This window comes from Bartonella capreoli (assembly GCF_902813205.1).
Taxonomy (GTDB): Bacteria; Pseudomonadota; Alphaproteobacteria; order Rhizobiales; family Rhizobiaceae; genus Bartonella; species Bartonella schoenbuchensis.
In genome coordinates, this window is sequence record NZ_CADDZX010000001.1 from 167697 (window position 1) to 193419 (window position 25723).

The window sequence follows — 25723 nt, forward strand, 5'->3', positions numbered from 1 at the left end:
ATCCTTCTCAAATGCAAATAATCCTCTTTGAATAAGATCTCAAAAAAAATTATAGAAGGATCAAATTACGCAAAATTTGGCAATATTCACATTTTATAATTATTCAAGTTAGACACCACTATAAAAAATTTTCTCACGATAAAATCCTTAAAAACCATAAGGGTGTTATTTTTTGTCATATCTATAAAAATATATTCATGATTGACTTTAACTATGATGTAAATTTACAAACTAAACCTAATACTAATTTCGTTATAATAAGTCGCAAAACTTTTGTGGACGTGAAAAAACCACCGCAAATAAATCTCTCAAGCTGTATTGATCACTTCATTTATTGGAATTTACAAAACCGGTATTGTCAAATTTATTCTCCTATAAACAAACTCTCAATCCAACAAATAATTCATCCCTCATATCAGGAGAGATACGTATGAAACGTATAACAAATGAAAAACTTGTTATTGCTACACATAACGCCGGAAAATTGCATGAAATCACCGCATTAATTGCTCCTTTCGGCTTAACAACACTCTCAGCAAAAGAGCTCGGTTTGCCCGAACCAAAAGAAACAGGAACAACATTTGAAAAAAATGCCTATATCAAAGCCTTTGCAGCAGCAAAAACTACACAGCTTCCTGCTTTATCTGATGATTCTGGCTTAGAAATAGACGCATTAGGTGGTGCACCAGGCGTCTATACAGCCGACTGGGCCATTCAGCCTGATGGTACACGTAATTTTTCAAAAGCTATGCAAAAAATAGAAGATGAATTACAAAAAATTGGAGCCCTTGAAAAAGGCCAGCGTAAATGTCGGTTTATATCAGTCATCTGTGTTGCATGGCCCGACGGCTATGCAGATTATTTTCGTGGCAGCATTGAAGGCACATTCATTTGGCCACCACGTGGAGATAAAGGTTTTGGTTTTGATCCCATTTTTCTACCAGATGGATATGAAAATACCTTCGGTGAAATGTCAACAGAGCAAAAACATGGCTGGACACTTAATGATAAAACACCCCTTTCCCATCGCTCACGCGCTTTTAAGCTCTTTGTGGAAAATTTTTTGGCATCCTAATGGCTGAACCCTTCGGTATTTATATTCATTGGCCTTTTTGTGTTGCTAAATGTCCTTATTGTGATTTTAATTCGCATGTTCGCAAAAATGGGGTGGATCAACAGCGTTTTGTAGCCGCCTTTAAACGCGAAATGACAACACAATATCGTATGATAGGCCCCCGTCATATTACAAGTATCTTTATAGGCGGTGGTACACCTTCCCTTATGACACCTCAAACTGTTGATGCTTTACTACAAACTGTCGCCAAAAATTGGACAATCAACGATAAAACTGAGATCACGTTAGAAGCCAACCCTTCCAGTGTAGAAGCAGAGCGCTTTCGCGGCTACCGTGCGGCAGGTATTAATCGCTTATCTTTAGGTGTACAAGCACTCAATGATAAAGCCCTGCGACAACTTGGCCGTCTTCATGATGTTAAACAAGCTCTTCATGCTATCACTTTAGCACGTGAAATCTTTACACGTTTATCTTTTGATTTAATCTATGCCCGCCCTGAGCAAACGCTTAAACAGTGGAAATATGAACTTTCCCAAGCTATTGATTTAGCAGCAGACCACCTTTCCCTTTACCAACTAACCATTGAAGAAGGGACCGTCTTTAAAAAGCTTTACGCTGCAGGAAAACTTATTCTTCCAGTATCTCAGCTGGCAGCAGACCTTTATAATCTTACTCAAGAAATAACAACTATGCACGGCCTTCCCGCTTACGAAATCTCAAACCATGCAATGCCTGGTGCTGAATCTCGTCATAATCTTCTTTATTGGCGCTATAATGAATATGCAGGTTTTGGCCCAGGAGCACATGGACGTTTTATACAACGCCCGATGAAAAATTTCTCTACTTTTTCAAAAATACCACTATCCAAAACTGAAAAACTTGAACGTTATGTCACAATGAATGAAAAACATCCCGAACGTTGGCTTGAATTGGTAGAAACCACAGGACATGGCTGTATCGAAACAGAACAATTAACAAGAAAACAACAGGCCAACGAAATGTTGCTCATGGGTTTGCGCCTTTCAGAAGGTCTTGATCTTACACGCTATGAAACCTTAAGTTTAAAAAGTTTATCACCAGTCAAACTTGCCAATTTACAACAACAAGGTTTGATAGAAATGGTAGACAACCAGCGCTTAAAAGCTACAACTAAAGGATTTATTGTTCTCGATTACATCATTAATCAATTGGCAAATTAGCACTTCTGTTTCAGGTAAAAAATTACGAATAATGACCCTGACTATAAAACGCTTTTAATAATTAACCTATTTTACGTTTATAGTAATCGTTTTTATGCAAAAAAATCAACAATGAAGCGTTCATAAATCGAAGTGAGATTTTCCAATGCATCAAGAGTAACGCATTCGTCCACCATATGCATGGTTTGCCCTGGTAAACCAAATTCAACAACGGGGCAATAATCCTTAATAAACCGTGCATCTGAAGTACCGCCAGAAGTTGAAAGTTCTGGTCTATTTCCTGTCATACTTTCAATAGCGTTCGATAAAGTTTCAATCAGCTTACCATTTTGAGTTAAGAAAACGCTACCTAAATTTGGCACCCACTCAAGTTGATAACATGGAAGCTCATTATGATTGTTTTCTGATTGTACCGATGCAAGACGATTTTCAACTTCAGCAATGAGTGTTTCTCTTGTCCAAAGGTCATTGTAGCGTATATTGAAACGAATTACTGTGTGCATAGGAATAATATTGACAGAACAATTACCCGTATCAATACTTGTTAATTCCAAATTACTTGCTTGAAAATTTTTTGTTCCTTGATCTAGAGGAGTTTGTATCAGTGCCTGAACAAGCTTATGTGCCAAAGGTAATGGATTGGCTGCTCGTTCAGGAAAAGCAACATGACCTTGCCGACCCTGCACTCTAATAATACCGGAAATTGACCCCCGACGACCAATTTTGATCATATCACCAACAACTTTTACACTTGTCGGTTCACCAACAATAGCCGCAGTCCATTTTTCGCCCTTTTCTACTGCCCATTTTAAAAGTTTTACTGTGCCGTTAAGAGCGGGACCTTCTTCATCACCAGTTATTAAAAAACTTATTGTCCCTTTAATTGGCTGTTTCTTAAAAACCCGTGCTAGCGCTGCTATAAAGCACGCTATGCCTCCTTTCATATCAACAGCACCCCTTCCATAGAGTTTTCCTTGATCTATGACGCCTTTAAAAGGAGGATAAGTCCAATTGCCCAGCTCACCAGGTGGGACTACATCACTATGACCCGCAAACATAAGATGTGGACCTTTATTTCCAATCTTTGCATAAAGATTTTCAACATCTTCTGTATTTTTATCTACAAAAACAGGGCGTTCAACAGTAAATCCCAGTTTTGTTAAAAAGTGTTCCAAAGTCGACAAAGCACCTGCTTCATGAGGTGTAACAGAAGGGCAACGGATAAGCGCCTGTAATAACTGAATAGGATCTGTAAGAACAGGCATAAATATATTCCAATCTGTACAAAGAGTGATTTAAAAATGTTAAGCTAAATCATAAAAAAGATAAAGCAAAAATGTTAAAAGCCCTTACTAAACAAAGCAAAAAAACAATTTCAATAAAGCGACTTAGTCGCCTTTTATCAAAATATCATCAACAACATGGCTGGATATTAAGCCCACCTAAGTACAATTTTTTGCATAAAAGGCAGTGTAAAACACACTGTAAATATCAACTAAATAATGATTTCAACATATAGCTATTTTTTGATTTAATAACTAGTACTTCAAAAATCATAAAACCAAACCCACAGAAAGAACAAGAATAATTAAAAATAGTAAAAGAATCTGATCTTTTCATTTAATACATCTAATAATGATAGTATATTTTGGTCAATGCTTGCAAAATAATATCTGTTACAATAAGCCCACTAATCGATAGGTATGCATAAACTATAAAGGGCAAAAAACTTTGTATAAAAATACAAAGTAGGAGATGATATCGCACACAATGACAAAAAATAGCAGATAATTATCAATAAAAATGTATGAAGTTTAAAAAATAACCATAATATTCTTTGTATTAGTGAAAATTAATCGCGTGCAATGTATGACCATTTTTCTTTAACCAAGCATGATAAGTTTTACTACCTGGGCAAAGTTTCTCACAAAGATCCCAAAATTGTGATCTATGATTCATTTCGATAAGGTGAGCAACCTCATGTGCAACAACATATTCAACAATTTCTCTTGGCGCCATAACAAGACGCCATGAAAAAGATAAACGCCCATCTACCGAACATGACCCCCAGCGGCTTTTGATATCTTTATAACGGATTGATTTAACTTTACGTTCCACTTTATGTGCATACTGTTCTACTAGCGGTGTTATAATGATTTTAGCTTGTTTTTTTAAAACATCAGCAATTCGCCTTGGCAAATATTCTAACCGACTATAGATAATAATTTGCGGTTTTTGTTCCATACCACCTGCAATGATTTCATCCACCCCACGTCCTTCTTTATGTTTTATAATGTGTGCAACACCCAATAAAGGAATTGTTGCACCCTCCTTGAGATCAGAACTTTCACGCGACATGAGAACATGAGTAAGATGTGTTTCTATCCAACAACGATGTTTTTCAAGGAAAGACTGAACCGCATTAAGATTCATCGCTGGTGGTATTGTTAAACAAATCCCCTGTCCATCCGCATCAATGCGTAACGTAAAACGGCGTGCATGTTTATGTTCTCGTACCCGTAAAGGCACAACGCGATCAGAGAGAATAAAATCTTGCTCATAAATAGCCATGCATCATGTCTCTATAATCTAATCAACTAGATCTTGATGGTTCATTGATTCGATTAATTAATGACATCAACACCTTTTCAAAACAATCCAAATCTTGTGGACGTGAAAACCGGTGATTTGCATCACGAACAAGTGTTAATGTTACATCATGCAAAGGCAAATGATCAAGTAAAGCTAATGCATGTTGATAGGGAACTATTTCATCTTCCATTCCTTGTAGAATATGAACTGAGCACCCAATATCAATGCATCCTTTCATAACACAGTTATTTCGCCCATCTTCAAGTAATGCCTTTGTAAAAGGTGTTGGTTCTAAATCATAACTTGAAGAACGCTCAAAATAGCCTTTTTCTTCCAGAGCTTTCCATTCTACCGTGGTCAAAGTTGGTTCAATCAAAGCTTGTGTAAAATCCGGAGCAGGCGCAATCAATATCATCCCGGCAAGTGGTTTATTTTGCTGCGCGAGCATCATAGCAAGCCTTAAAGCAATCCACCCTCCCATAGAGGAACCAATTAAAATTTGTGGTCCTTCACAATAAGCTTCAAAAATCGCTAAACTTTCTTTCACCCAACGTGAAATCGTACCTTCAAAAAAATCTCCTTCTGATTCCCCATGACCAGAATAATCAAAACGCAAGCAAGACAAATTATTTTTTTGAGCAAAAGCATCAACCACCATTGCCTTGCTTCCCAGCATATCAGATCGATAACCAGATAACCAAACCAATCCCGGAGAACGACTACCTTTACGATGACGTACAGCAAGAACTGTATCTTCAAACGAAAAAAACTGACAAGGAATATTTTGATCTATCATCATTCTTCCTTAATAAAATAGTTTTTACTATAAAAGAAAAACCTCTTTTTTCAAAACTAAACTTAAAACAACGAATAAATAAGCTTGTATTAACGATAGTGAAAAAAACATGAATTCTTATTGTTTTTCTGTATAGATATTGTATATTAAGGCATTCTATAAATAAATCAAAATTAAGGAGCATAGACCATTCGCCGATCATTTAAAATGACGCCTAGCCAAAAAGATGGGCCACGTTCAAATCAAGATATTCGTGTTCCTTGCGTTCAACTCATTAATGATGAAGGACAAAATCAGGGAATTATTGCAACGCAAGAAGCGCTTGCTATGGCTGCAGATGTTGGGCTTGATTTGGTTGAGATTGTGCCAAATGCAGAACCGCCTGTTTGTAAAATTATTGACCTAGGCAAACTGAAATATCAAAATCAAAAAAAAGCAGCTGAGACGCGTAAAAAACAAAAGACTATCGAAGTCAAAGAAATCAAGATGCGACCAAATGTTGACGTTCATGATTATGAGGTGAAACTTAAGGCCGTTCATCGCTTTATTGATCATGGTAATAAAGTAAAAATTACTTTGCGTTTCCGTGGCCGTGAAATGGCGCACCAAGATCTTGGAATGAAGCTTCTTCAGCGAGTTAAAGAAGATACAAGTGAAATTGCTAAAATTGAATCTGAGCCTAAACTTGAAGGTCGCCAGATGATGATGGTTATAGCACCTAAATAATTTTAATTGAGGAAACGTGCTTTAATACAACTCGTTTTGGTCGAGTTGTGAATATGATCTTAAAATATTGTAGAGTGTTGATGTAATATTTTTGAAAACAAAAATTGGCACACTAAATCTCTCTAGAGAGTATTCCTTATAGAAGAGGGTTTGCTTTTCTATAAGGAGTACTTTAATCTTGCGTGAAATAATGAGAGAAAATAAAAGTATTTCATGGCAAAAATGCAAACATCCCTTTCTGGTAAATACCTTATCATCCGTCTTTTACGAGAGAATTTTCGTAAACATGTGTACTGGTATAGTGCAGCCATTGTTGCAATGATCATCATTGCATTGGCCACTGCAATTAGTGCATGGATGATGCGTGATATCGTCAATCATATTATTGATGGACACAGTTTTAACATGATTGTTTTCATCTCTAGTATTTTTGCATTTATTTTTATTCTCAAAGGGGTTGCAACTTTTGCTCAAACCTATTGTCTGAGTAAAGCAGGCAATAGTATCATTGCCGAACAACAGCGTAAAATTTACGCACGTCTTATGAAGCAAGGCGTTTCTTTTTATCAAAATAATTCTTCATCTGGTCTTCTTGTTCGTGTAACCCATAATGCAACAGCAGCTCGTAATATCATCGATATAATTATTACAACCTTTGTGCGTGATTTACTCTCTGTCATTGGCCTTTTGGTTGTTATGTTTATTCAAAATTTTACGTTAATTGCCATTACCTTAACAGTAGGACCTCTTGCATTTTTAGGAGTTCGAATGGCTTTAAAACGTATTCGTGGCCTTATGGAAAAAGAACTTCTCTCATTAGGTGAAATTATCAAAGTTATGCAAGAAACTGCTGTTGGTATTCACGTAATTAAAGCTTTTTCGTTAGAAGAGTTGATGAAAAAACGCATGAATAAAGCTATTTGTGATGTTGAAAAACAAGCAAATAGTATTGCAATGCTTGAAGCTGCTACACATCCAATCATGGAAACGCTTGCCGGCATCGCAATTGCAGTTATTATTTGTTTTTCCGGCTATCTTGCAACCCAGCGTGCTGGTGTTCAAGGCGAATTAATGTCGTTTCTTGTAGCTTTGCTCCTCATTTATGAACCTGCTAAACGATTGGCAAATGTGCGTGTCAAAATTGAATCTGGTTTGGTCAGCATTCGTACAATGTTCGAAATACTTGATTATCCACTTACTGTTATAGAACATAAAGAAGCTAAAGACTTTAATAAAACACACTGCTCTATTCGTTTTGAAAATGTTTCTTTTGCTTATATGGATGATCAAACAGTCTTAAACGACATTAACCTGGAAATAGAAGCAGGAAAAATGACAGCATTGGTGGGGCCATCTGGTTCAGGTAAATCAACCCTTATCAATCTTATCATGCGCCTTTATGACCCTACACAAGGATCTATATTCATTAATGATCAAGACATTCGCTTCATCACATTTCATTCCCTTCGAAACCTCATAGCTTATGTAGGGCAGGACACTTTTTTGTTTCAAGGAACTATTAAATATAATATCGGGCTTGGAAAAAAAGGTGCCAACAACAATGATATTATAAAAGCAGCAAAAGCAGCCAATGCTCATGACTTTATTATGGATTTGCCCCAAGGTTATGATACACAAGTGGGCGAGAATGGGAATAATCTTTCAGGAGGTCAAAAACAGCGTATCGCTATTGCCCGTGCAATACTTCATGACAGTAAAATCCTGATTTTTGATGAAGCTACAAGTGCATTAGATTCACACGCTGAGGCTCAAATTAATGAGACAATTCAAAACCTTACTAAAAAGTGTACAATTCTTGTGATTGCTCACCGTCTTTCAACAATTGCGCATGCTGATAAAATTATTGTAATACAAAATGGGCAATTAGTTGAACAAGGTACTCAGATAGAATTGTTAGCAAAGAAAAAAGGCCTTTATAAAAAGCTTCATAATACTCAATTTAAAAAGCAAGAGTTTTAGGCGACTAGCTTTTAAAAATTTTGTATTTAATACTCTCTTTCATAAAACAAACCAAAACTGGAATTGTTTTCATTTCCTATAGCACCTTTTGCCTTGAGATGGCGTGAAATATCTAAATCAATTGTTCCTTTTGTTGTGCCATCTAACCCTGCCTCAAAACCCAAATAAATATTATCGCGAACATAACGCCCAACACGTAAACCGGTATTGCCATTTTCATCAACAATAACGTCAAGATCATCAAGACCAACCTTAGCACGTAAAGTATTCAATAAAGATGTATTAGAAGCACCAGCAAGCTCAGCTACAGCTGCTGCAAGTTGAGCAATTTGAAATGGCGATAATTCATTAAGAGAGCGCTTAAAAATCAAACGTGCTAATACTTCATCTTGCGGTAAAACAGGTTGTGACTCAAATTGAATATCAAGGTTATCAATAGTTCCACTCACTGTTACAGTAACATGAATGTCGCCATTATTACTGTTAGTAACAAAATAAACAGTTGGATTGAGATTGCCACTAAAACTTACCTGTCCTTTATCAAAATTGAGACGTTGTGATAGAATATCAAACCGTCCACGAATCATCTGAAGCTCTCCAACTGGATGTACATCATGTAACGGACCTGTTAAACTAATACGTCCCCCCAACTCAGCATCCAAACCTCGACCACGAACAAAAATTTGGTTGTGTGCATTAATTTGCATATTTAATTGCACAACAGAAGAAGGTTCTTTAGAAATATTATGATTGCTTCTGTAAGCTTTAGCATCAGCACGTTCAAGCGTTTTTAGAATTAATTTAGTTAAATTATGATGTCTAATATCAAGGAATGTTGCATTTCGAAAATGATCAGGAATAAGAATTTCAGCCTTTTCAACTGTAACTTCACCATCAATAACAAGATTGCTCAACAAATGACCAGTCATTGTTGTTTTGCCTGTTAGCGTCGCAAAAATCATAGATCTATCATTATAATTGATACGGTCGAGGTGAATAGATAAATCTGTTTGCAGATCTGTAGAAATACGGCCTGAAACAGAAACAGATCCCTCACCAGATGAACGAGCAGAAGCATGCTCTAAAATTATATGATCGCCATTCAATTTGGCTTTAAGCATTATATTGCTTAGCTCCAAATTTGTTTGCGAATCAAAAAAACCACCATTTACTATCGAAAAAGATCCTATCAACTGTGGCTGAGACAATGTTCCATTTAAAACAGCATCAATTTTTGCTATTCCTGTTATATGCGCACCACGTTTTGCTAAAAATTGATCAACAAAAGCAAGAGGCATTACACCTTTAACACTCAGTTCAGTTGGTGAATTATCCAAAGAAAGACGCCCATTTACAAAAAGATCCAAATCTTTAGATCCAGTCGCTGTTATATGCTGAATATGAAGTGTTGATTTTTCATAAAAACCACGAGCATTTATATTAATTAATGATGCATTCTTATGAAGCATAGAATTGATTGTTAAATTTTGACTAGAAAATTCAAAATGCGCAGATGGATCCTTCAATGTCCCCCCAATATCGACCTTACCAGTTACCTCTCCTCTCAAAGCTTGCCCTTCAATAAAACTGTTAAACAAAAGCACAGATAAATTTTTCAAATCAATATGAAGATCAAGTTCGCCTTTATCTAAAGATACAGTTCCTTGTGTTTGCGCTTGCAACCCTTCTCCAGCTAAATTCGCCCCTAAAGTAAAAGTTTTATCTATCACCTTACCACTAGCAGAAAACATAAAAGGTTTTATCTTTCTCTCTTGGAGAGCTGCAATTGTCAGCTCATAACCTTTTATATCATAGGTCACATCAGGATTTTCAAAACGACCATGAATCATAATTTGCCCTGACAAAGTACCAACCGCACCAAGATCCGGTTTCCATAGGTTAGCTAAAGCTACAGGAATAGCATTCATAGTCAGATGCAAATTTAAAACATCCTGAAGAGTACCATTAAGCACAATCTTACCTTGATCGACAATAAATCCTAATTCACTTATTGTTATCCCGTTCTCACCAAAAATGATTGTTGCTGGAGTGAATAATTTTGCATGAAAATTGGAGTATTTTATATCCATAGCGTCGAATTGGATTTTTTGTTCATCGGTCAATAGTCCTGCCGTAATCATACGACCAGAAAATTGCGTATTTGTATTGTTAGGTAATACCGCCTGAACATTAAAAACCGTTCGCTCACTGTTACCATCAGCGTGAAATTTTAAACGATCGGCCACCATAAATGATGTTTGAATACGCTCTGCATTGACAAAACCTTCAAATTGTATCGCATTGAAAGGATTGAATATATCAGCCTGCATTGCTAATTTTTTGATTTCATTTTTTGCAAATATTAAATGATCACTCTTGATTTTCAGATTAGTTTTTTGCTTACCATTGTGTTCATCAAAAACAAATTCTCCTCTTACTCTTCCGCTACCTTTTTGCGAAAACAACGCAGCAAACGTTGAGATATCGTCAACGTCAATATGCAAAGTTCCCTTTATAAAACCTTCAAACGTTTGAAAAAGATCACCTGTTATTTTTGTAGATGCTCCTTCAATATTGATATCCTGAAATTTCCAAATACGGTTGAAATCTTCAAAAGAAGCAGACAATTGTAACGGTTGTTGAGCAAAAATCCCTTTACCTTCTACAAAGCCAGTTACATTAGAAGAAACCGATGTATTATCCACCAATGCATTGACATTTAATATTGTATTTTGAAGCTTTTTACCCATAAAAAGTGCCTCAGTAATATCAGCGTGCGTACTGACCATTATAAGACTATTATGTCCTCTAACAGCACCTTTTATAGTGATCGCACCCTTCATCCTCGGGTCTAACATAGTAAGGTCAGATATTTGAGCATAAACATCCATCTCAGCACTCACATTTGAAAGATGTCCATTAGCTGTTACATTGGCATAGTCATTTTTCAACTGCAAATGATGTAAAATTAAGCCCTTCGTGTTTCGAGCAACATTACCTGAAAGGGTAAGCTTTCCTTTTAATAAAGAATCAACAGCCTTAGTACCTATCATCACGTTATCAGCAGCTCCTGACAACTCAAGATCAAAAGTGCTACCAAGTAAACTCATACTCCCTTTGGCTTTAACATCTGCATTCCCAGACATTGGTCGCCCAATTAACATACCCAGAGGAACTAATGTCTGTGCTTTTAAACCAAGATCCCCTTTAAAAACAAAATGATTTACTTCTCCCTTTAACCAAGCAGAAAAACTTTGAGCCACAATACTAAAATCATGAACTAATATCGGTTTTCCAGAGACAACATCTGTATCTATATGGAGATGAATCGTTTGATCTAGACCATCTTCAAATGCATTCTTAGTATTTGCAACCCCCTGAAGAGTACCATTAACCTGAATGCCAACATGACGGGAAGCTGGATCATCCAGATTTTCGCTCACACCCCCCATATCAAAAACTGCATCACGAACATGAATATTTTCATTACTCAAATGATGTACAATAAGCCGACCTTTCCAAGCTTGTTGATCTTGGCGACCATAATCAATGGTTAAAGTAAAATTATTCACACGTGTTTGACCTTCTGGCAATAAACGAGCAGATTCATTTGTTTGATCAAAACCTATATTGCCATCAACAAAAAGACGCCGCAAAAATCCATCAGCTGTTATCTCAGCATTAGCTACAACATTAATTGCTTTACCTTGAACAACCATATGATCAAGGCGTGTGATACCCTCTTTTGTTATCACCGCCTCTATTCCCAATGTTACATTAGATTCAAAAAGGTTGCGATATTGAGAGGGCATTAAAAGGCCAATTGTACCTGCCAACTGCGCAGAAAGGCTATGACCATCTAAAACCCCTGCAAGAACAATATTGCCATTTAAAATAGGTTGGCGATCAACCTCTGCCCGAAGTGCAACAACTAAGTCATCAAAGGTACCATCACCTTTAATGACAAGATTTAATGCAGGGCGTTTCTCAATATTAAAGATACTAGCCAATATACCATTTTGCGGCTCGTTAGCGGTAATATCAATTTGAGCTATACGGCTTTTCTTGGATATCTTTGTTAAAATAGAAAAATAACCTGATGCATCCAAACGATGAGCCTTTACATCAGCATCAATAGCTGCATTGGTTAAAGCTAAATGTCCTTCTAATGATACATCAGAAGGAAGACCAAAAAGATTTTGTCCAAAAGTCACCTGTTCAGCCTTAAACATATTGACAGAAATAGACATAGGTAATTTGGGAATGGAAAACTGATCAGCTTCCAAAAAAGAAACAGATGTAGAACTGTATGGTTTGCGTAAAAATGTAACATGCCCTACCAAAATCTCGTTAACCTCAATACGCCCCCTTAACAACGCTAAACGATTCCAATTCATTTTCGCATTGGTAATGGTAAGCCAAACACCTTTATGATCACTTACTGTAATGGCATCAATCGATGGTTCAGACGATAATATTCCTTGTACATTATGCAAACGAATTTGACGATTAGGCGTTGAAAGTTTGTGTTCAATAAAAGAAACAAACCATGAACGCTCACCTCCTATTATGTTTTTAAAAGGTGAATCACCTTTCTGTACAAAAACAAAAAAGCTTATTACAAGAAAAGAAAATCCAAATAAGAAGGCAAAAAAACGCAATATTTTTTTCATTAGAATGCTTGCCCTATACCCACATAAAAACCTAAACGTGGATCACCTTTCTCCCGCTTAAGAGGCCAAGCCAAATCAAACCGTAAAGGACCAAGACCTGTCATGTAACGTCCCCCAATGCCTACCCCCCATTTAATATCTTGCGAAAAATCAAAATGTGCCTTCTCCCTCACAAGACCACCATCTATAAAGCTGACCAATCCTATTGTATCATTGACAGAAAGACGTAATTCAGCTGAACCTTCAACAAGTGCATGTCCACCAATAATAGTATCATTTCTCGCCTTTATGCCAATATTGTGATAAGCATAACCACGAACAGACCCTCCACCACCAGCAAAAAAAAGCATATCTGAAGGCAACTTCGCTTTATCGCTGCCAATAATTGTACCAAGTTTTGTTCGTGTTGCAAAAACAAAACGGTCTTGTTCATCAAGCACCCAATAAGAACGACCTTCTATTGTTATTTTCGTCACAAAATCATTAGCATGCGCTTCATATAATGGTTCAATTATCGTTTCACCATACAAACCTTTTGTCGCATTAAATTTATTATCACGGCTATCATAAATCAAACCATTCTGTAACCCAACCATCGTAAAATCACGGCTCCCAAGATAATCATCATGCGACTGACCATTAGAAGCGACCACAGCAAACTGCCCAGATAAATTATCATTAAAAATATGGGTAAGACCAAACTTTCCCCTGATAGCTTGTGTTGTATAATTATCTAAGCTATCTCGTTGCATTTTTAATTCTGTTTCAAAGTCTGTGTCAGGAGTGATTACACCAGGCTTTGTTAATGTTGTTCCAAAAAGATAATTAAAATTCTTTGGATTGTAAGATTTTGTTTTATGATCACCAATACCACTTATTTTAGTTTCAATTTTAAGGCGTTCTGCACGGCCAAAAAGATTGTTATGCATCCAATAAGCTTCGAAACCAGCGCCATCTAATGTTGAATAGCTACCACCAACACCAAAACGTCGTGGTTTACGTTCCTCTAAAACGAGCGTCAGGGGTAAACTCCCATCAGGGTTAATTGCATCAGCCTCTTGTATATTGACAGCACGAAAAACATCAAGCCGCGCAAGCCGTTTATTAGCTTTAGCTAATGCATCAGAATTATATTGCTGACCTGGCTTTAATGCTGTTATCCATTTAACATAATCTGAATCTATGCGTGGTTGTTCACTCACATTACGCACACTTAAAGAACCATAATAAGCTTTTTGCCCAGGGTCAGTTATAATCTGCGCATCAATAAGGTGCGTAGTGTGATCAGCAACCACATCACGGCTCACAATGTTAACTTTAGCATGTCCATGTCGACGCCACCCTTCAATTACCCATCGTTCTGCCTTAAAAATAGTTTCAGATTTTGCAACAGCCCCAATCTTATAACCCAACTCTTTAACTGAAGGCATTGAATTTGTTTTTTTTATAAGTGGAGCAGTCTGTGTGATACTTGCAGCACTAAAAACATACTGTGGCCCAGCATCAACTGTAATAACAATGGTAGATTGAACTGGCAATTGAGTCATAGGAGACAAATCAGCAACTTCCAGACCATTAATCTTAATACTGATAACACCCCCGTAACGTCCATCAGCATAAAGAGCAGAAAGAATGGCTTGATAATTTGAACGAGCTTTAGCCAATAAACCAGAAGAACTGGAAACTGCTTTATCTTGATCAGCAACAAGAGAAGACACGTCTTTAACTATTTGAGCCCCTATTTGCGGCGCACCTTGTGGTACAACAACTTCAACTTGATAAAATTTTTCCGTACCACTTATATCCCCTGAAGAAAGATTTGGCTTTTTTTTACCCCACAAATGAATGCCAAAAAGCTCAAACGCTGCAAGCGATTGCGGAAAAGCAAAAACTAAACATAAGCCCACAAATATGCTGTATATAGTTTTTGATTTCGATGAAACTTTTTTCTGATATATTACCAAATCAGATACTCTTAAAATAAATATTCTATAGTATGTTTTTTATACATAACATCTAAAAAGAAAATAAATATGTCTGTTTTTTAAATTCTTCACGCATTTGATTATATCAAACAATATTTTTATGGTGATATCATATCATTTTCCTGTGTTTATAAGCCTCTGATATTATAAAAACAAATAGGCTCGTTTTTCTTTTTTTAAACATCCTTATTAGCTTATTCTACAATATCTTGAGCTGTAATATTACCATAGTTAAATTTATGTAAATCCCCATCTGTAACTATGCCATAAAACTTGTATATATTTATTTATATACAAATAAATTGCTCCATCAAAAGCATCGCACACAGACCTTGCTTGATTTTTATAGGCAGATATGATTGTTTTTTCACAATCAAAAAAAGGGGGAGACTTATGGTCGCGCGTGTTACAACAATTGCTTTTCGTGGTTTAGAAGCAATCCCTGTTGATGTGCAGGTTATGATTGCTCCTGGTAGGATAGGAATGGCTATTGTTGGATTAGCAGATAAAGCTATCGCAGAAAGCCGTGAACGTGTGCAAGCAGCTCTGCATGCTTGTGGACTTTCTATGCCTAACAAACGAGTTACGATTAATCTTGCACCTGCCGATTTACCTAAAGAAGGTTCACATTATGATCTTCCTATTGCAATAGGTTTAATGCTCGCTATGGGACTTCTTCCCCCTCAAATAGCACAAAATTATATCATTTTAGGAGAATTATCACTGGATGGATCTATTACTGCTGTCAACGGGGTTTTACCAACCGCAATGACAGCTTTATCACTTAACAAAGGGTTAATTTGTCCCCACCAATGCGGACCTGAAGCTGCATGGGCAAATGCAGATATGGATATTCTTGCACCCGATACACTTCTTGCTATTGTCAACCACTTTAAAGGAACACAAATCCTAAAGCGTCCACAACCACGCCAATACACAATCCAAACTGAATTACCAGACCTTTGTGAAATTAAAGGACAAAAAGCCGCCAAACGTGCTTTAGAAGTATGCGCAGCTGGACGGCATAACCTTTTATTTGTAGGTCCTCCTGGCGCAGGAAAATCTATGTTAGCTCAATGCGTACCTTCCATTTTACCGCCTCTTGATAGTCGCGAGCTTTTAGATGTTTGTTTGATTGCCTCTATTACTGGAGAAATAGTACACAATACCATTTCACGCCACCGTCCCTTTCGTTCTCCTCATCATTCTGCTTCCATGGCAGCGATAATTGGTGGTGGCCTCAAAGGAAAACCAGGAGAAGTAACACTTGCGCATAATGGCGTTTTATTTCTCGATGAATTGCCTGAATTTTCTCCACAAGTCCTTGATTCTCTTCGTCAACCCTTAGAAAGTGGAGAATGTATTATTGCTCGCGCTAATCACCATATTAGTTATCCCGCTCGCATCCAGCTGATTGCTGCAATGAATCCTTGTCGATGTGGCATGGCAGGCGAAGAAGGCCATGTTTGTGCTAAAGGTCCACGCTGTCAGAGCGATTATCAAGCTCGTATTTCTAACCCTTTGCTCGATCGAATTGACCTGCGCATTTGCGTGCCTGCCCTAACAGCTATGGATCTCATGCAACCAGAACAATCCGAAAAAAGCTGTGACATTGCAAAACGCGTTGCACGAACCCGTGTTATTCAAGCCAAACGTTTTGCAAAATTGGGCCTTGGTCATATTCGCACCAACGGTGATTGCCCTGGCAAAATTATTGAACAAATTGCTATTCCAGATCAAAGTGCGACCACATTGCTACAAGATATTAGTGAAAAAATGCGCTTTTCTGCACGCGCTTATCACCGTATCCTCAAAGTTGCACGCACTATCGCTGATCTTGATGAAGCAGATCAACTTTCACGCCATCATCTTGCAGAAGCCATTTCCTATCGATTAAACAATGAAAAATTAACAACTATTGGTTGAAGAAGTTATTCGTCAATAAAAATGAATCGGCAAATAATATAAACAAAATTTTATTAGTTTACCATCATTTCCAAATATTTTAAGAATATAACTTAAGTGCATTAATTAATTTTGCATTTCTTGCAAAAATATTCCACATTTTTCTCTCTGACAACTGTAAAGCTACACAAAGTAGCACCAAATAAAATAAAACAATCAACTTATTAGGTTATTCAGCCATTAAGATTAAAGTTTATAATCATCAAAAATATTGTTTTCTTTTAGCTATAACTTGACCGAAATAGTGAGCGTTTTTATAGGCTAAAATGTCTGATGTTTTCAAAATTGTCAGAAAAAACATAATAATTCATACATTTATCCAGAACACATGGGAGGTAGGAATGTAAATCTCATTGTAAACGTTTTTGAAGCATAAACACAAAGAAAAGCGATCCTTGAGTACAGAAAATATCATCAAACCTTCCTGCTCTTCTTTTAATCAAATAAATGCAAAAAATAAAGATTTGACATCATTTACGTATGGAAAAATTAATCCACCTAATTATAGAGTAACAAATGTTGAATATATACTTGATATACGGTAAATGTTTTAATGCAATCATATTGTAAACAACACATTAGAATACTAAACCTGAGCAGAGCCAATAAAATATTGATATCAAATACAGAAATGGATTGACTTATGAGTGATGAAACAACCTCATCATCAAGTAGTGAGTATGGTGCCGCTTCCATCAAAGTTCTCAAAGGTCTTGATGCTGTACGTAAACGCCCCGGCATGTATATCGGTGATACTGATGATGGTTCCGGTTTGCACCACATGGTTTACGAAGTTGTAGACAACGCTATTGATGAAGCTTTAGCTGGTCATGCTACCCTTGTAAATGTTACGCTTCATGCCGATGGATCTTGTTCTGTTCGTGATAATGGACGTGGAATTCCAACTGATATTCACCCAACGGAAGGCGTTTCAGCAGCTGAAGTCATTATGACACAACTTCATGCTGGTGGAAAATTTGATCAAAATTCTTATAAAGTGTCAGGAGGATTACACGGCGTTGGTGTCTCTGTTGTCAATGCGCTTTCAGTTTGGTTGCGACTACAAATTAAACGTAATGGCAAAATCCATGAAATGTCGTTTACCCGTGGAGTGGCTGATTGTCCACTTAAAATTGTTGGCGATTGCGATGCAGAAAGTGGAACAGAAATCAGCTTCTTACCAAGCTCTGAAATCTTTACTAAAACTAAATTTGATTTCGAAACTCTAGAACGTCGTTTGCGAGAGTTAGCTTTTTTAAATTCTGGTGTACACATTCTTCTCACAGACCAACGCCATGCTGATGTTCAATCAGTAAAATTACACTATGACGGTGGGTTAATTGAATTTGTAAAATATATTGACCAGTCTAAAAAAGTGCTCATTGATAATCCTATTTACATTACAAGTGAAAAGGATGGGATGAGTGTAGAGGTTGCTTTATGGTGGAATGATTCCTACCATGAAAAAGTATTATGTTTTACCAATAATATTCCGCAACGTGATGGAGGAACTCACCTAGCAGGCTTTCGCAGTGCCTTAACACGCCAAATCAATGGTTATGCTGAATCTTCAGGTATTACAAAAAAAGAAAAGGTTAACTTAACTGGTGATGATTGTCGTGAAGGATTAACAGCTATTCTTTCAGTCAAAGTTCCTGATCCCAAATTTTCCTCACAAACAAAGGATAAATTGGTTTCTTCTGAAGTGCGTCCTATTGTTGAAAATTTAGTAAATGAGGGTCTTTCAGCATGGCTAGAAGAACACCCTAATGAAGCGAAAATTCTCATCAGTAAAGTAGTAGAAGCTGCAGCAGCCCGTGAAGCAGCGCGTAAAGCACGTGAGCTCACACGGCGAAAGGGAGCTCTTGACATTACTTCACTTCCAGGAAAGCTTGCTGATTGTCAAGAACGTGATCCCACAAAATCAGAAATTTTTATCGTTGAGGGAGATTCAGCTGGTGGTTCAGCTAAAAGTGGGCGTTCACGTCAAAATCAAGCGATTTTACCTTTGCGTGGTAAAATTCTTAACGTCGAACGGGCGCGTTTTGACCGAATGCTTTCATCTGAAATGATTGGTACACTTATCACCGCTCTTGGAACTTCTATTGGTAAAGATGAATTCTCGCCCGATAAATTACGTTATCATAAAATCATCATTATGACAGATGCGGATGTTGATGGGGCCCATATTCGTACTTTGCTTCTCACTTTCTTCTTTAGACAAATGCCTGAATTGATTGAGCGTGGTCACCTTTATATTGCTCAGCCACCTCTTTATAAAGTATCACGTGGTAAATCTTTTCAATATATTAAAAATGAAACAGCATTTGAAGAATTTTTGATCGATGCAGGGTTGGAAGATACGGCATTAGAATTATCAACAGGTGAGATTCGTACAGGCGCTGATTTACGCCAACTTGTTCAAGATGCTTGTTTGTTACGCCAACTGTTAAATGGTCTTCATACCCGTTATGACCGCAATATTGTTGAGCAAGCAGCAATTGCTGGTGTTTTTAACTCTGAAGCTTTTGCAACACCAGAGAAAACCCAAAAAACAATAGATAATGTCGTGCACCGCCTTGACTTAATTGCTGATGATATGGAACGTGGTTGGAGTGGGTATAGTACAACAGATAGAGGTTTGTGTTTTGAGCGCATTTTACGCGGTGTTAAAGAGGCTGTTGTGCTCGATATAGGGCTTATAAATTCAGCAGATGCACGTCAAATTGATCGTGTTTGTCAAAATCTCACAGAAATATATAATCCTCCCACTCTTTTGCGTCGCAAAGATAAATTAGAGCATATTTTTGGACCAATGAGCTTATTAGAAAGTATCTTTGTAAACGGTAAAAAAGGCATCACTCTACAGCGTTATAAAGGTCTTGGAGAAATGAATGCTGAACAGCTTTGGGAAACAACCCTTGATCCTGATGCGCGCTCTCTTTTACAAGTTAAAATCAATGATGCAACTGACGCAGATTCTCTCTTTTCCCGTTTAATGGGTGATGAGGTTGAACCACGGCGAGTTTTTATTCAAAATAATGCTCTAAGCGTTGCTAATCTTGATATCTAAAAGTACTTTTTTGTTTTAAGCTTAAGCACCATGGGTTTTGCGTATTACTTTTTTGTATATGAGAATTTTCTTTATTCTTCATTTACATAAAAGAAAAATAAGAAAGGTCGTCACATATGCCAGCTGAAATGAAACGCGTAGGGGCTGACGGTGGCATGGAATATTCTTTTGGTTTCAAAAAAGTTGATGAAATGCAAAAGCAGTCTATGGTCGATGATGTATTTCATTCTGTTGCGACAAACTATGACAAAATGAATGACATTATGTCTCTTGGGTTGCACCGTATGTGGAAAAATTCCATGGTTGCATGGCTCTCTCCACCAGCGATTTCTGGCTGGAAAATTCTTGATGTAGCTGGTGGCACGGGTGATATCGCTTTTCGTATTCTCAATGCTTCACGCAAACAAGTTCACGCTACAGTACTTGATATTAATAATTCGATGCTCAACATTGGCAAAGAGCGTGCGCATAAAAATGGTCTTGCTCCTTTTATTGATTTTGTTGAAGCCAATGCAGAAGATCTTCCTTTTGAAGATCAAAGCTTTGATGCTTATACAATTGCTTTTGGAATTCGCAATGTGCCACATATTGATAAAGCTCTTAAGCAAGCTTTGCGTGTTTTAAAACCGGGCGGGCGTTTTTTATGTTTAGAGTTTTCAAACGTCGAAATGCCTTTTCTTGATAAAATTTATGATCTTTGGTCTTTTCATGCCATTCCCCAACTTGGTCAACTCATTACTGGTGATGGCGATGCTTATCGCTATTTGGTTGAATCCATTCGTAAATTTCCCAAACAAGATGATTTTGCCCATATGATTAGTCGTGCAGGTTTCTCGCGAGTATCATATCGCAACCTCACCGGTGCTATTGCAGCATTACATTCAGGCTGGAAGATCTGAAAAATGGTACAAATTTCCGCTTATTTCCAACTTATGCGCGCAGGATGGATTTTAGCGCGCGAGGGTGTCCTTAGTGCTCTTCCCAGAGAAGGTCTTCATGGCCCTTTAGCGACATGTCACCATATAGCAAGGATTTTAGCACGGCGTAAAACAAAAAAGAAGCACCGATCTGAAAATATGTCACACGCCATTAATAAGCTTGGCCCCTCTTATATTAAGCTTGGTCAATTTCTTGCCACCCGACCTGATATTGTAGGGCGTGACATTGCTAAAGATCTGGCACAGCTACAAGACCGTGTCCAAACATTTCCTTGTACTGCAGCTATTGCCCAAATTGAAAGTTCGCTAGGTCGCCCTATGGATGATTTATTCATAGACTTTTGCCCACCTATTGCTGCTGCTTCTGTTGCCCAAGTTCATCCAGCTGAATATTATGATGAAACAGGTTATAAAAAAAAATGTGCCGTTAAAGTTATCCGCCCCAATATCAGAACTCGTTTTGCCAAAGATCTTAAAAGTTTCTACCTTATTGCCCGTTTGCAAGAGCGTTATATTCCCGCTTCTCGACGTTTACGCCCTGTTCGTGTTGTTGAAACTTTGGCACAAACTACCCGTATTGAAATGGATTTACGCTTAGAAGCAGCTGCTCTATCAGAAATGGCTGAAAATATTCAAAATGATGTAGGTTTTCGGGTACCTCTTGTTGATTGGGAAAGAACAGGGCGTGATGTTTTAACGATGGAATGGATTGATGGCATAAAAATGTCTAATATTCCAGCACTTAAAGAAGCAGGTTTTGATTTAAAAAATCTAGCAACCACGCTTATTCAATCTTTCCTTCGCCACACATTACGGGATGGTTTTTTTCATGCTGACATGCATCCTGGTAATTTATTTGTAGATCAACAAGGGTGTATTGTTGCAGTTGATTTAGGAATTACAGGGCGGCTTAGTAAAAAAGAAAAATATTTCCTCGCTGAAATTCTTTATGGTTTTATTACTCGTGATTACTATCGAGTGGCACGCGCCCACTTTGAAGCAGGATATGTACCACCTCATCACAGTATTGAAAGTTTTGCTCAAGCCAACCGAGCTATTGGTGAGCCCATTCACGGACAATCAGCACAAAGCATTTCCATGGCTAAATTACTCACGCTTTTGTTTGAAGTTACTGAATTATTTGACATGAAAACTCGACCTGAACTTTTGTTACTGCAAAAAACTATGATTGTTGTAGAAGGTGTAGCTCGCACATTGGACCCAGCTTTTAACATGTGGAAAGCCTCTGAACCCGTTGTTAAAGAATGGATTGGCAAAAATTTAGGACCTATGGGACTTATCCAAGATTTTAATGAGGGAGCACAAGCACTGTTTTCACTGGCACGTCAAACACCAAAATTAGTGAAAAACTTTCAACGTATAGAAGAAAATCTCAACCAAATGACAAAAACAGGACTGTATCTTTCCCCCCCCACCTTTAAGCACTTTGTTTTAGAACAAAATCGCAATCACCGTTATAGCCGTTATAATTTATTTATCACGACCCTTTGTCTCATTATTCTAGGCTTTTTTCTTTTTCATTTTTTCTAATTTGCTTAATATGCTAAAAAGAATAAAGTTTATGAAATCATTGAAATCACTTTATTCCTTTGGAAGCATTTTATGGCCAGTATCACTATCCGTAATCTTTCACCTGAAGCCAAAGCAATGTTGCGTACACGAGCAGCGCAAAATGGTATTTCTATGGAAGAAGAAGCCCGTCGTTTGTTAAGCAATCCTACCGCATTATCCACACCACCATCACAAGCAAGTACTGTTGAAACGCAATCATTGCAATCAAAATCTGTGCTTCTCATTATCGGCGGTGGAATTGCTGCCTATAAAGCACTTGATCTGATTCGTCGTTTACAAGAACGTGGAGCGCATTTGAACATTATTATGACAAAAGCGGCTCAAAAATTTGTTACCCTCTTAGCAGCTGAAGCTCTGAATGGTGGTGCTGTATATAGTGATTTATTTTCACGTGAAAAAGATCATGATATTAGCCATATTCGGCTAGCACGTAATGCTGATTTAATTATTTTAGCACCAGCTACTGCTGATCGTATTGCAAAAATAGCCGTCGGTATAGCAGATGATCTAGCTGGTTGTGTGCTTTTAGCAGCACGTTGTCCACTTTTGATTGCGCCAGCTATGAATCCGGCTATGTGGGCTCATCCTACAACTGTACGTAATGTTGCACAATTGCATGCTGATGGAGTTCATATAGTAGGGCCAGAAAATGGTAAAATGGCTGAACGAGATGAAATAGGTTATGGACGTATGAGTGATCCCTTAACCATTGTAGCCTCAGTAGAAACTCTTTTGAGGGAGCAAGAAAAACCACTTTCTGGTCGTCATTTCATTGTTACTTCTGGCCCCACATACGAACCAATTGACCCGATACGTTATCTTGCCAATCGCTCCTCAGGCAAACAAGGCCATGCAGTTGCAATAGCTTTAGCCAACTTGGGGGCTACAGTAACACTTATTTGTGGACCTGTTGATCTTCCTGATCCGCAAAATGTAAAAACTATTCACGTGGAAACGGCTTGTCAGATGTTAGAAGCTGTTCAAGCTGCACTACCTGCTGATGGTGCTATTTTTGTTGCTGCTGTTTGTGATTGGCGTAGCCAAACGCAATCTTTACAAAAAATCAAAAAGGAGAATAACAAAATTCCACCATCTTTGCATATGGTTGAAAATCCTGATATTTTGGCAACTATCGGTCATGCTTCAAACCGCCCCCCACTCGTTGTTGGTTTTGCTGCTGAAACATGTAACATTATTGTGAACGCACAAAAAAAATGTGTTCAAAAAGGAGTAGATTTCATTCTTGCAAACGATGTTTCTCTCCACACTGATGGAACAAGCGTAATGGGTGGAGATACAAACAGAATTTGTCTGGTCAGTAGAAAAACTGTTGAACAATGGCCATGTATGAGTAAACAACAAGTAGCTGAAAAATTAGCAAAGATTATTGTGTCATTTTTTCATTCTCTTTCCCTCACTGATTAGAAGAAGAAAGAGCTTCTTGTTTCAATAAAAATAAAAATTTTTAAAAGTTGATGATATTTTAAAAGCACAACATAAAATAAGAGATAAATTTTAATTAATACAATTTACGTAAGGACCATATAATTTACCAAACAGAGCTTATATAAAACACCATTAATACGGGCTATGATAATGCTATTTATTTAATCTATCTCTTGTTTTCTATTCTTCTCTTCTTATCTATCGTTTATGATTTTTACCGCTACTTATTTGGCTCTAAAACGCCTTTTTACCCCGCAATATTGCATTATGATGTTGAAAATTTTGGGGCTTACTTGTGTTGTTTTCATCATTATATGGCTACTCATAAACAAGCTTTTTATGCCTTATCTTTGGCTTTGGGTTACGCATTTTTTTCCCATATTAACAGATTGGACAGGATTATTAAAACTTAGCACATTAATCATTCTTAACTTTGGTCTAGCTTTCTTAGCGCCCTTTCTGATTGCTCCAACTACTGCTATAATTGGCAGTTTTTTCGTTGACGCTGCCGCTGAAATTATTGAAAAAGAAGATTATCCCAATGAACCTGTTGGGCAAACTATGTCGTTTACGTCTTCGCTTATTCTTTCTTTAAAATTTGCTGTCATAAGCCTTTTAGGTAACGCAATTGCCTTTATTTTATTTTTCATACCAGGTGTTAATTTGATCGCTTTTTATGTTATTAATGGCTATATGCTAGGTCGTGAATATTTTTTGCTCTCTGCTTATCGTTTTCAATCCCAGAAAGAAGCCCATAGTTTTTTACGCATCCATCATATGACAGTATTTTGGGCTGGTTTGGTGATTGCGTTTTTCGTTTCTATTCCCATTGTTAATTTAGTAACACCACTTTTTGCGGCTGCCTTTATGACATATTTATATAAAATGCTCCCCCATAATCATTCTACACTTATTACACTAAAATAACTTACATCCAAAAAATAATTTATACTCAATCAAGTCAAATAGTTGACTTACGAAAGAGGTATTTCATTCCAGAATTAATTTTATTAATAAAACGTGTTTGTTTTATTGGTTTTATTTTTCTTAATAAAGGTACAGCTTAAGTTAGTAATACTTGTAATTGAGATTATCATACCACTTTTAAAGCCATATACTTATAGATAAATGTTTCAAAACACCACATCATGCATTCATAAATTGAAGCAAATTTTTAAAAAATTCATTTTTATGGACAGCATTTTCCCATATAAATTCTTGCTTTCATTATTTTATAAGTTATTATAATGCTATAGTATTAAGCCCTTTTGGCTGAAAATTTACCTTATTCGGTTGATAATTTAATCACTGTTGACTTATCACAAAAAACAGATAAAAAATTTTTCCTGCTAAAATGAACAATGAATTTTTATTTTAGCTATTAATATCTTAACAGTCAGTAACACACAGATATCAAAAATTTTGCAAAACAGTTTAAATTTTGTCTATTATGTTTTTGCAGTAAATGTCACTAATCAAATATTAAAGGAAATATCTTTGATTAACCAGAATAACTCTACAGTTAAAGTGACCAAACAATACATCCCTACCTGCTACAATAGGATTTAATATTCAAATAAATAAGCAAATTATATTGCTAAAATTGTTAACAGATTTATTAAAGGGAATACTCTCAATTCATGCCATTTTTGCTCTATTAAACAAACAAGGGAAGCTAAAAT

The 25723-nt window shown here is 36.9% G+C and carries 15 protein-coding genes; 10 read left to right on the top strand and 5 right to left on the bottom strand.

Annotation, left to right across the window (positions count from 1 at the left end):
• Nucleotides 1-430 precede the first annotated feature (430 nt).
• Nucleotides 431-1075 (top strand): RdgB/HAM1 family non-canonical purine NTP pyrophosphatase, encoded by a 645-nt coding sequence (gene rdgB / locus J7R05_RS00690; protein ID WP_078689306.1) that lies wholly within the window; start codon nt 431-433, stop codon nt 1073-1075.
• Complete coding sequence (hemW, locus tag J7R05_RS00695) at nt 1075-2274, top strand: radical SAM family heme chaperone HemW (RefSeq protein ID WP_208540764.1); 1200 nt, start codon at nt 1075-1077, stop codon at nt 2272-2274. The genes rdgB and hemW overlap by 1 nt, the downstream gene beginning before the upstream one ends.
• Before the next feature lie 92 nt (nt 2275-2366).
• Here the strand turns inward: hemW and dapE are convergent, their stop codons facing one another.
• From dapE to J7R05_RS00710, 3 genes are all read right to left on the bottom strand, one after another.
• Nucleotides 2367-3539 carry a succinyl-diaminopimelate desuccinylase gene (gene dapE / locus J7R05_RS00700; RefSeq protein WP_078689304.1) on the bottom strand — a complete coding sequence of 391 codons (1173 nt, stop codon included), beginning with the start codon at nt 3537-3539 and terminating at the stop codon, nt 2367-2369.
• 577 nt (nt 3540-4116) lie between these two features.
• On the bottom strand, nt 4117-4845 hold the full coding sequence (locus tag J7R05_RS00705; protein WP_078689303.1) for a M48 family metallopeptidase: 729 nt from the start codon (nt 4843-4845) through the stop codon (nt 4117-4119).
• A gap of 22 nt (nt 4846-4867) precedes the next feature.
• Nucleotides 4868-5659 carry an alpha/beta hydrolase gene (locus J7R05_RS00710; protein ID WP_208540979.1) on the bottom strand — a complete coding sequence of 264 codons (792 nt, stop codon included), beginning with the start codon at nt 5657-5659 and terminating at the stop codon, nt 4868-4870.
• Between the two features lie 210 nt (nt 5660-5869).
• Between J7R05_RS00710 and infC the strand changes: the two genes are divergently transcribed.
• Together infC and J7R05_RS00720 are read left to right on the top strand one after the other, a co-directional pair.
• Nucleotides 5870-6388 carry a translation initiation factor IF-3 gene (infC, locus tag J7R05_RS00715; protein WP_010703209.1) on the top strand — a complete coding sequence of 173 codons (519 nt, stop codon included), beginning with the start codon at nt 5870-5872 and terminating at the stop codon, nt 6386-6388.
• 213 nt (nt 6389-6601) lie between these two features.
• On the top strand, nt 6602-8368 hold the full coding sequence (locus J7R05_RS00720) for an ABC transporter ATP-binding protein (RefSeq protein ID WP_208540765.1): 1767 nt from the start codon (nt 6602-6604) through the stop codon (nt 8366-8368).
• Between the two features lie 26 nt (nt 8369-8394).
• On the opposite strand, the gene J7R05_RS00725 is transcribed toward J7R05_RS00720, so the two are convergent.
• Together J7R05_RS00725 and J7R05_RS00730 are read right to left on the bottom strand one after the other, a co-directional pair.
• The gene (locus J7R05_RS00725; RefSeq protein WP_208540766.1) at nt 8395-13041 is read right to left on the bottom strand and encodes a translocation/assembly module TamB domain-containing protein; all 4647 of its coding nucleotides are present in this window, start codon (nt 13039-13041) and stop codon (nt 8395-8397) included.
• Nucleotides 13041-14948: an autotransporter assembly complex protein TamA gene (locus J7R05_RS00730; protein ID WP_246468184.1), complete on the bottom strand. Its 1908-nt coding sequence runs from the start codon at nt 14946-14948 to the stop codon at nt 13041-13043. The genes J7R05_RS00725 and J7R05_RS00730 overlap by 1 nt, the downstream gene beginning before the upstream one ends.
• A 471-nt stretch (nt 14949-15419) precedes the next feature.
• Here J7R05_RS00730 and J7R05_RS00735 point away from each other — a divergent pair, with 471 nt between their 5' ends.
• The 6 genes from J7R05_RS00735 to J7R05_RS00760 all read left to right on the top strand — a co-directional run bounded on the left by J7R05_RS00735 (nt 15420) and on the right by J7R05_RS00760 (nt 24968).
• On the top strand, nt 15420-16952 hold the full coding sequence (locus J7R05_RS00735; RefSeq protein WP_208540768.1) for a YifB family Mg chelatase-like AAA ATPase: 1533 nt from the start codon (nt 15420-15422) through the stop codon (nt 16950-16952).
• A gap of 682 nt (nt 16953-17634) precedes the next feature.
• The gene (gene gyrB / locus J7R05_RS00740) at nt 17635-20064 is read left to right on the top strand and encodes a DNA topoisomerase (ATP-hydrolyzing) subunit B (protein ID WP_208540769.1); all 2430 of its coding nucleotides are present in this window, start codon (nt 17635-17637) and stop codon (nt 20062-20064) included.
• A 116-nt stretch (nt 20065-20180) separates the two neighbouring features.
• The gene (ubiE, locus tag J7R05_RS00745) at nt 20181-20963 is read left to right on the top strand and encodes a bifunctional demethylmenaquinone methyltransferase/2-methoxy-6-polyprenyl-1,4-benzoquinol methylase UbiE (protein ID WP_208540770.1); all 783 of its coding nucleotides are present in this window, start codon (nt 20181-20183) and stop codon (nt 20961-20963) included.
• Nucleotides 20964-20966: 3 nt separating this feature from the next.
• Nucleotides 20967-22553: a 2-polyprenylphenol 6-hydroxylase gene (gene ubiB, locus J7R05_RS00750; protein WP_208540771.1), complete on the top strand. Its 1587-nt coding sequence runs from the start codon at nt 20967-20969 to the stop codon at nt 22551-22553.
• 72 nt (nt 22554-22625) lie between these two features.
• Nucleotides 22626-24020, top strand: a complete 1395-nt coding sequence (gene coaBC, locus J7R05_RS00755) for a bifunctional phosphopantothenoylcysteine decarboxylase/phosphopantothenate--cysteine ligase CoaBC (RefSeq protein ID WP_208540772.1) — start codon at nt 22626-22628, stop codon at nt 24018-24020.
• Between the two features lie 228 nt (nt 24021-24248).
• Nucleotides 24249-24968, top strand: a complete 720-nt coding sequence (locus J7R05_RS00760; protein WP_078689294.1) for a sulfate transporter family protein — start codon at nt 24249-24251, stop codon at nt 24966-24968.
• Nucleotides 24969-25723 lie beyond the last annotated feature (755 nt).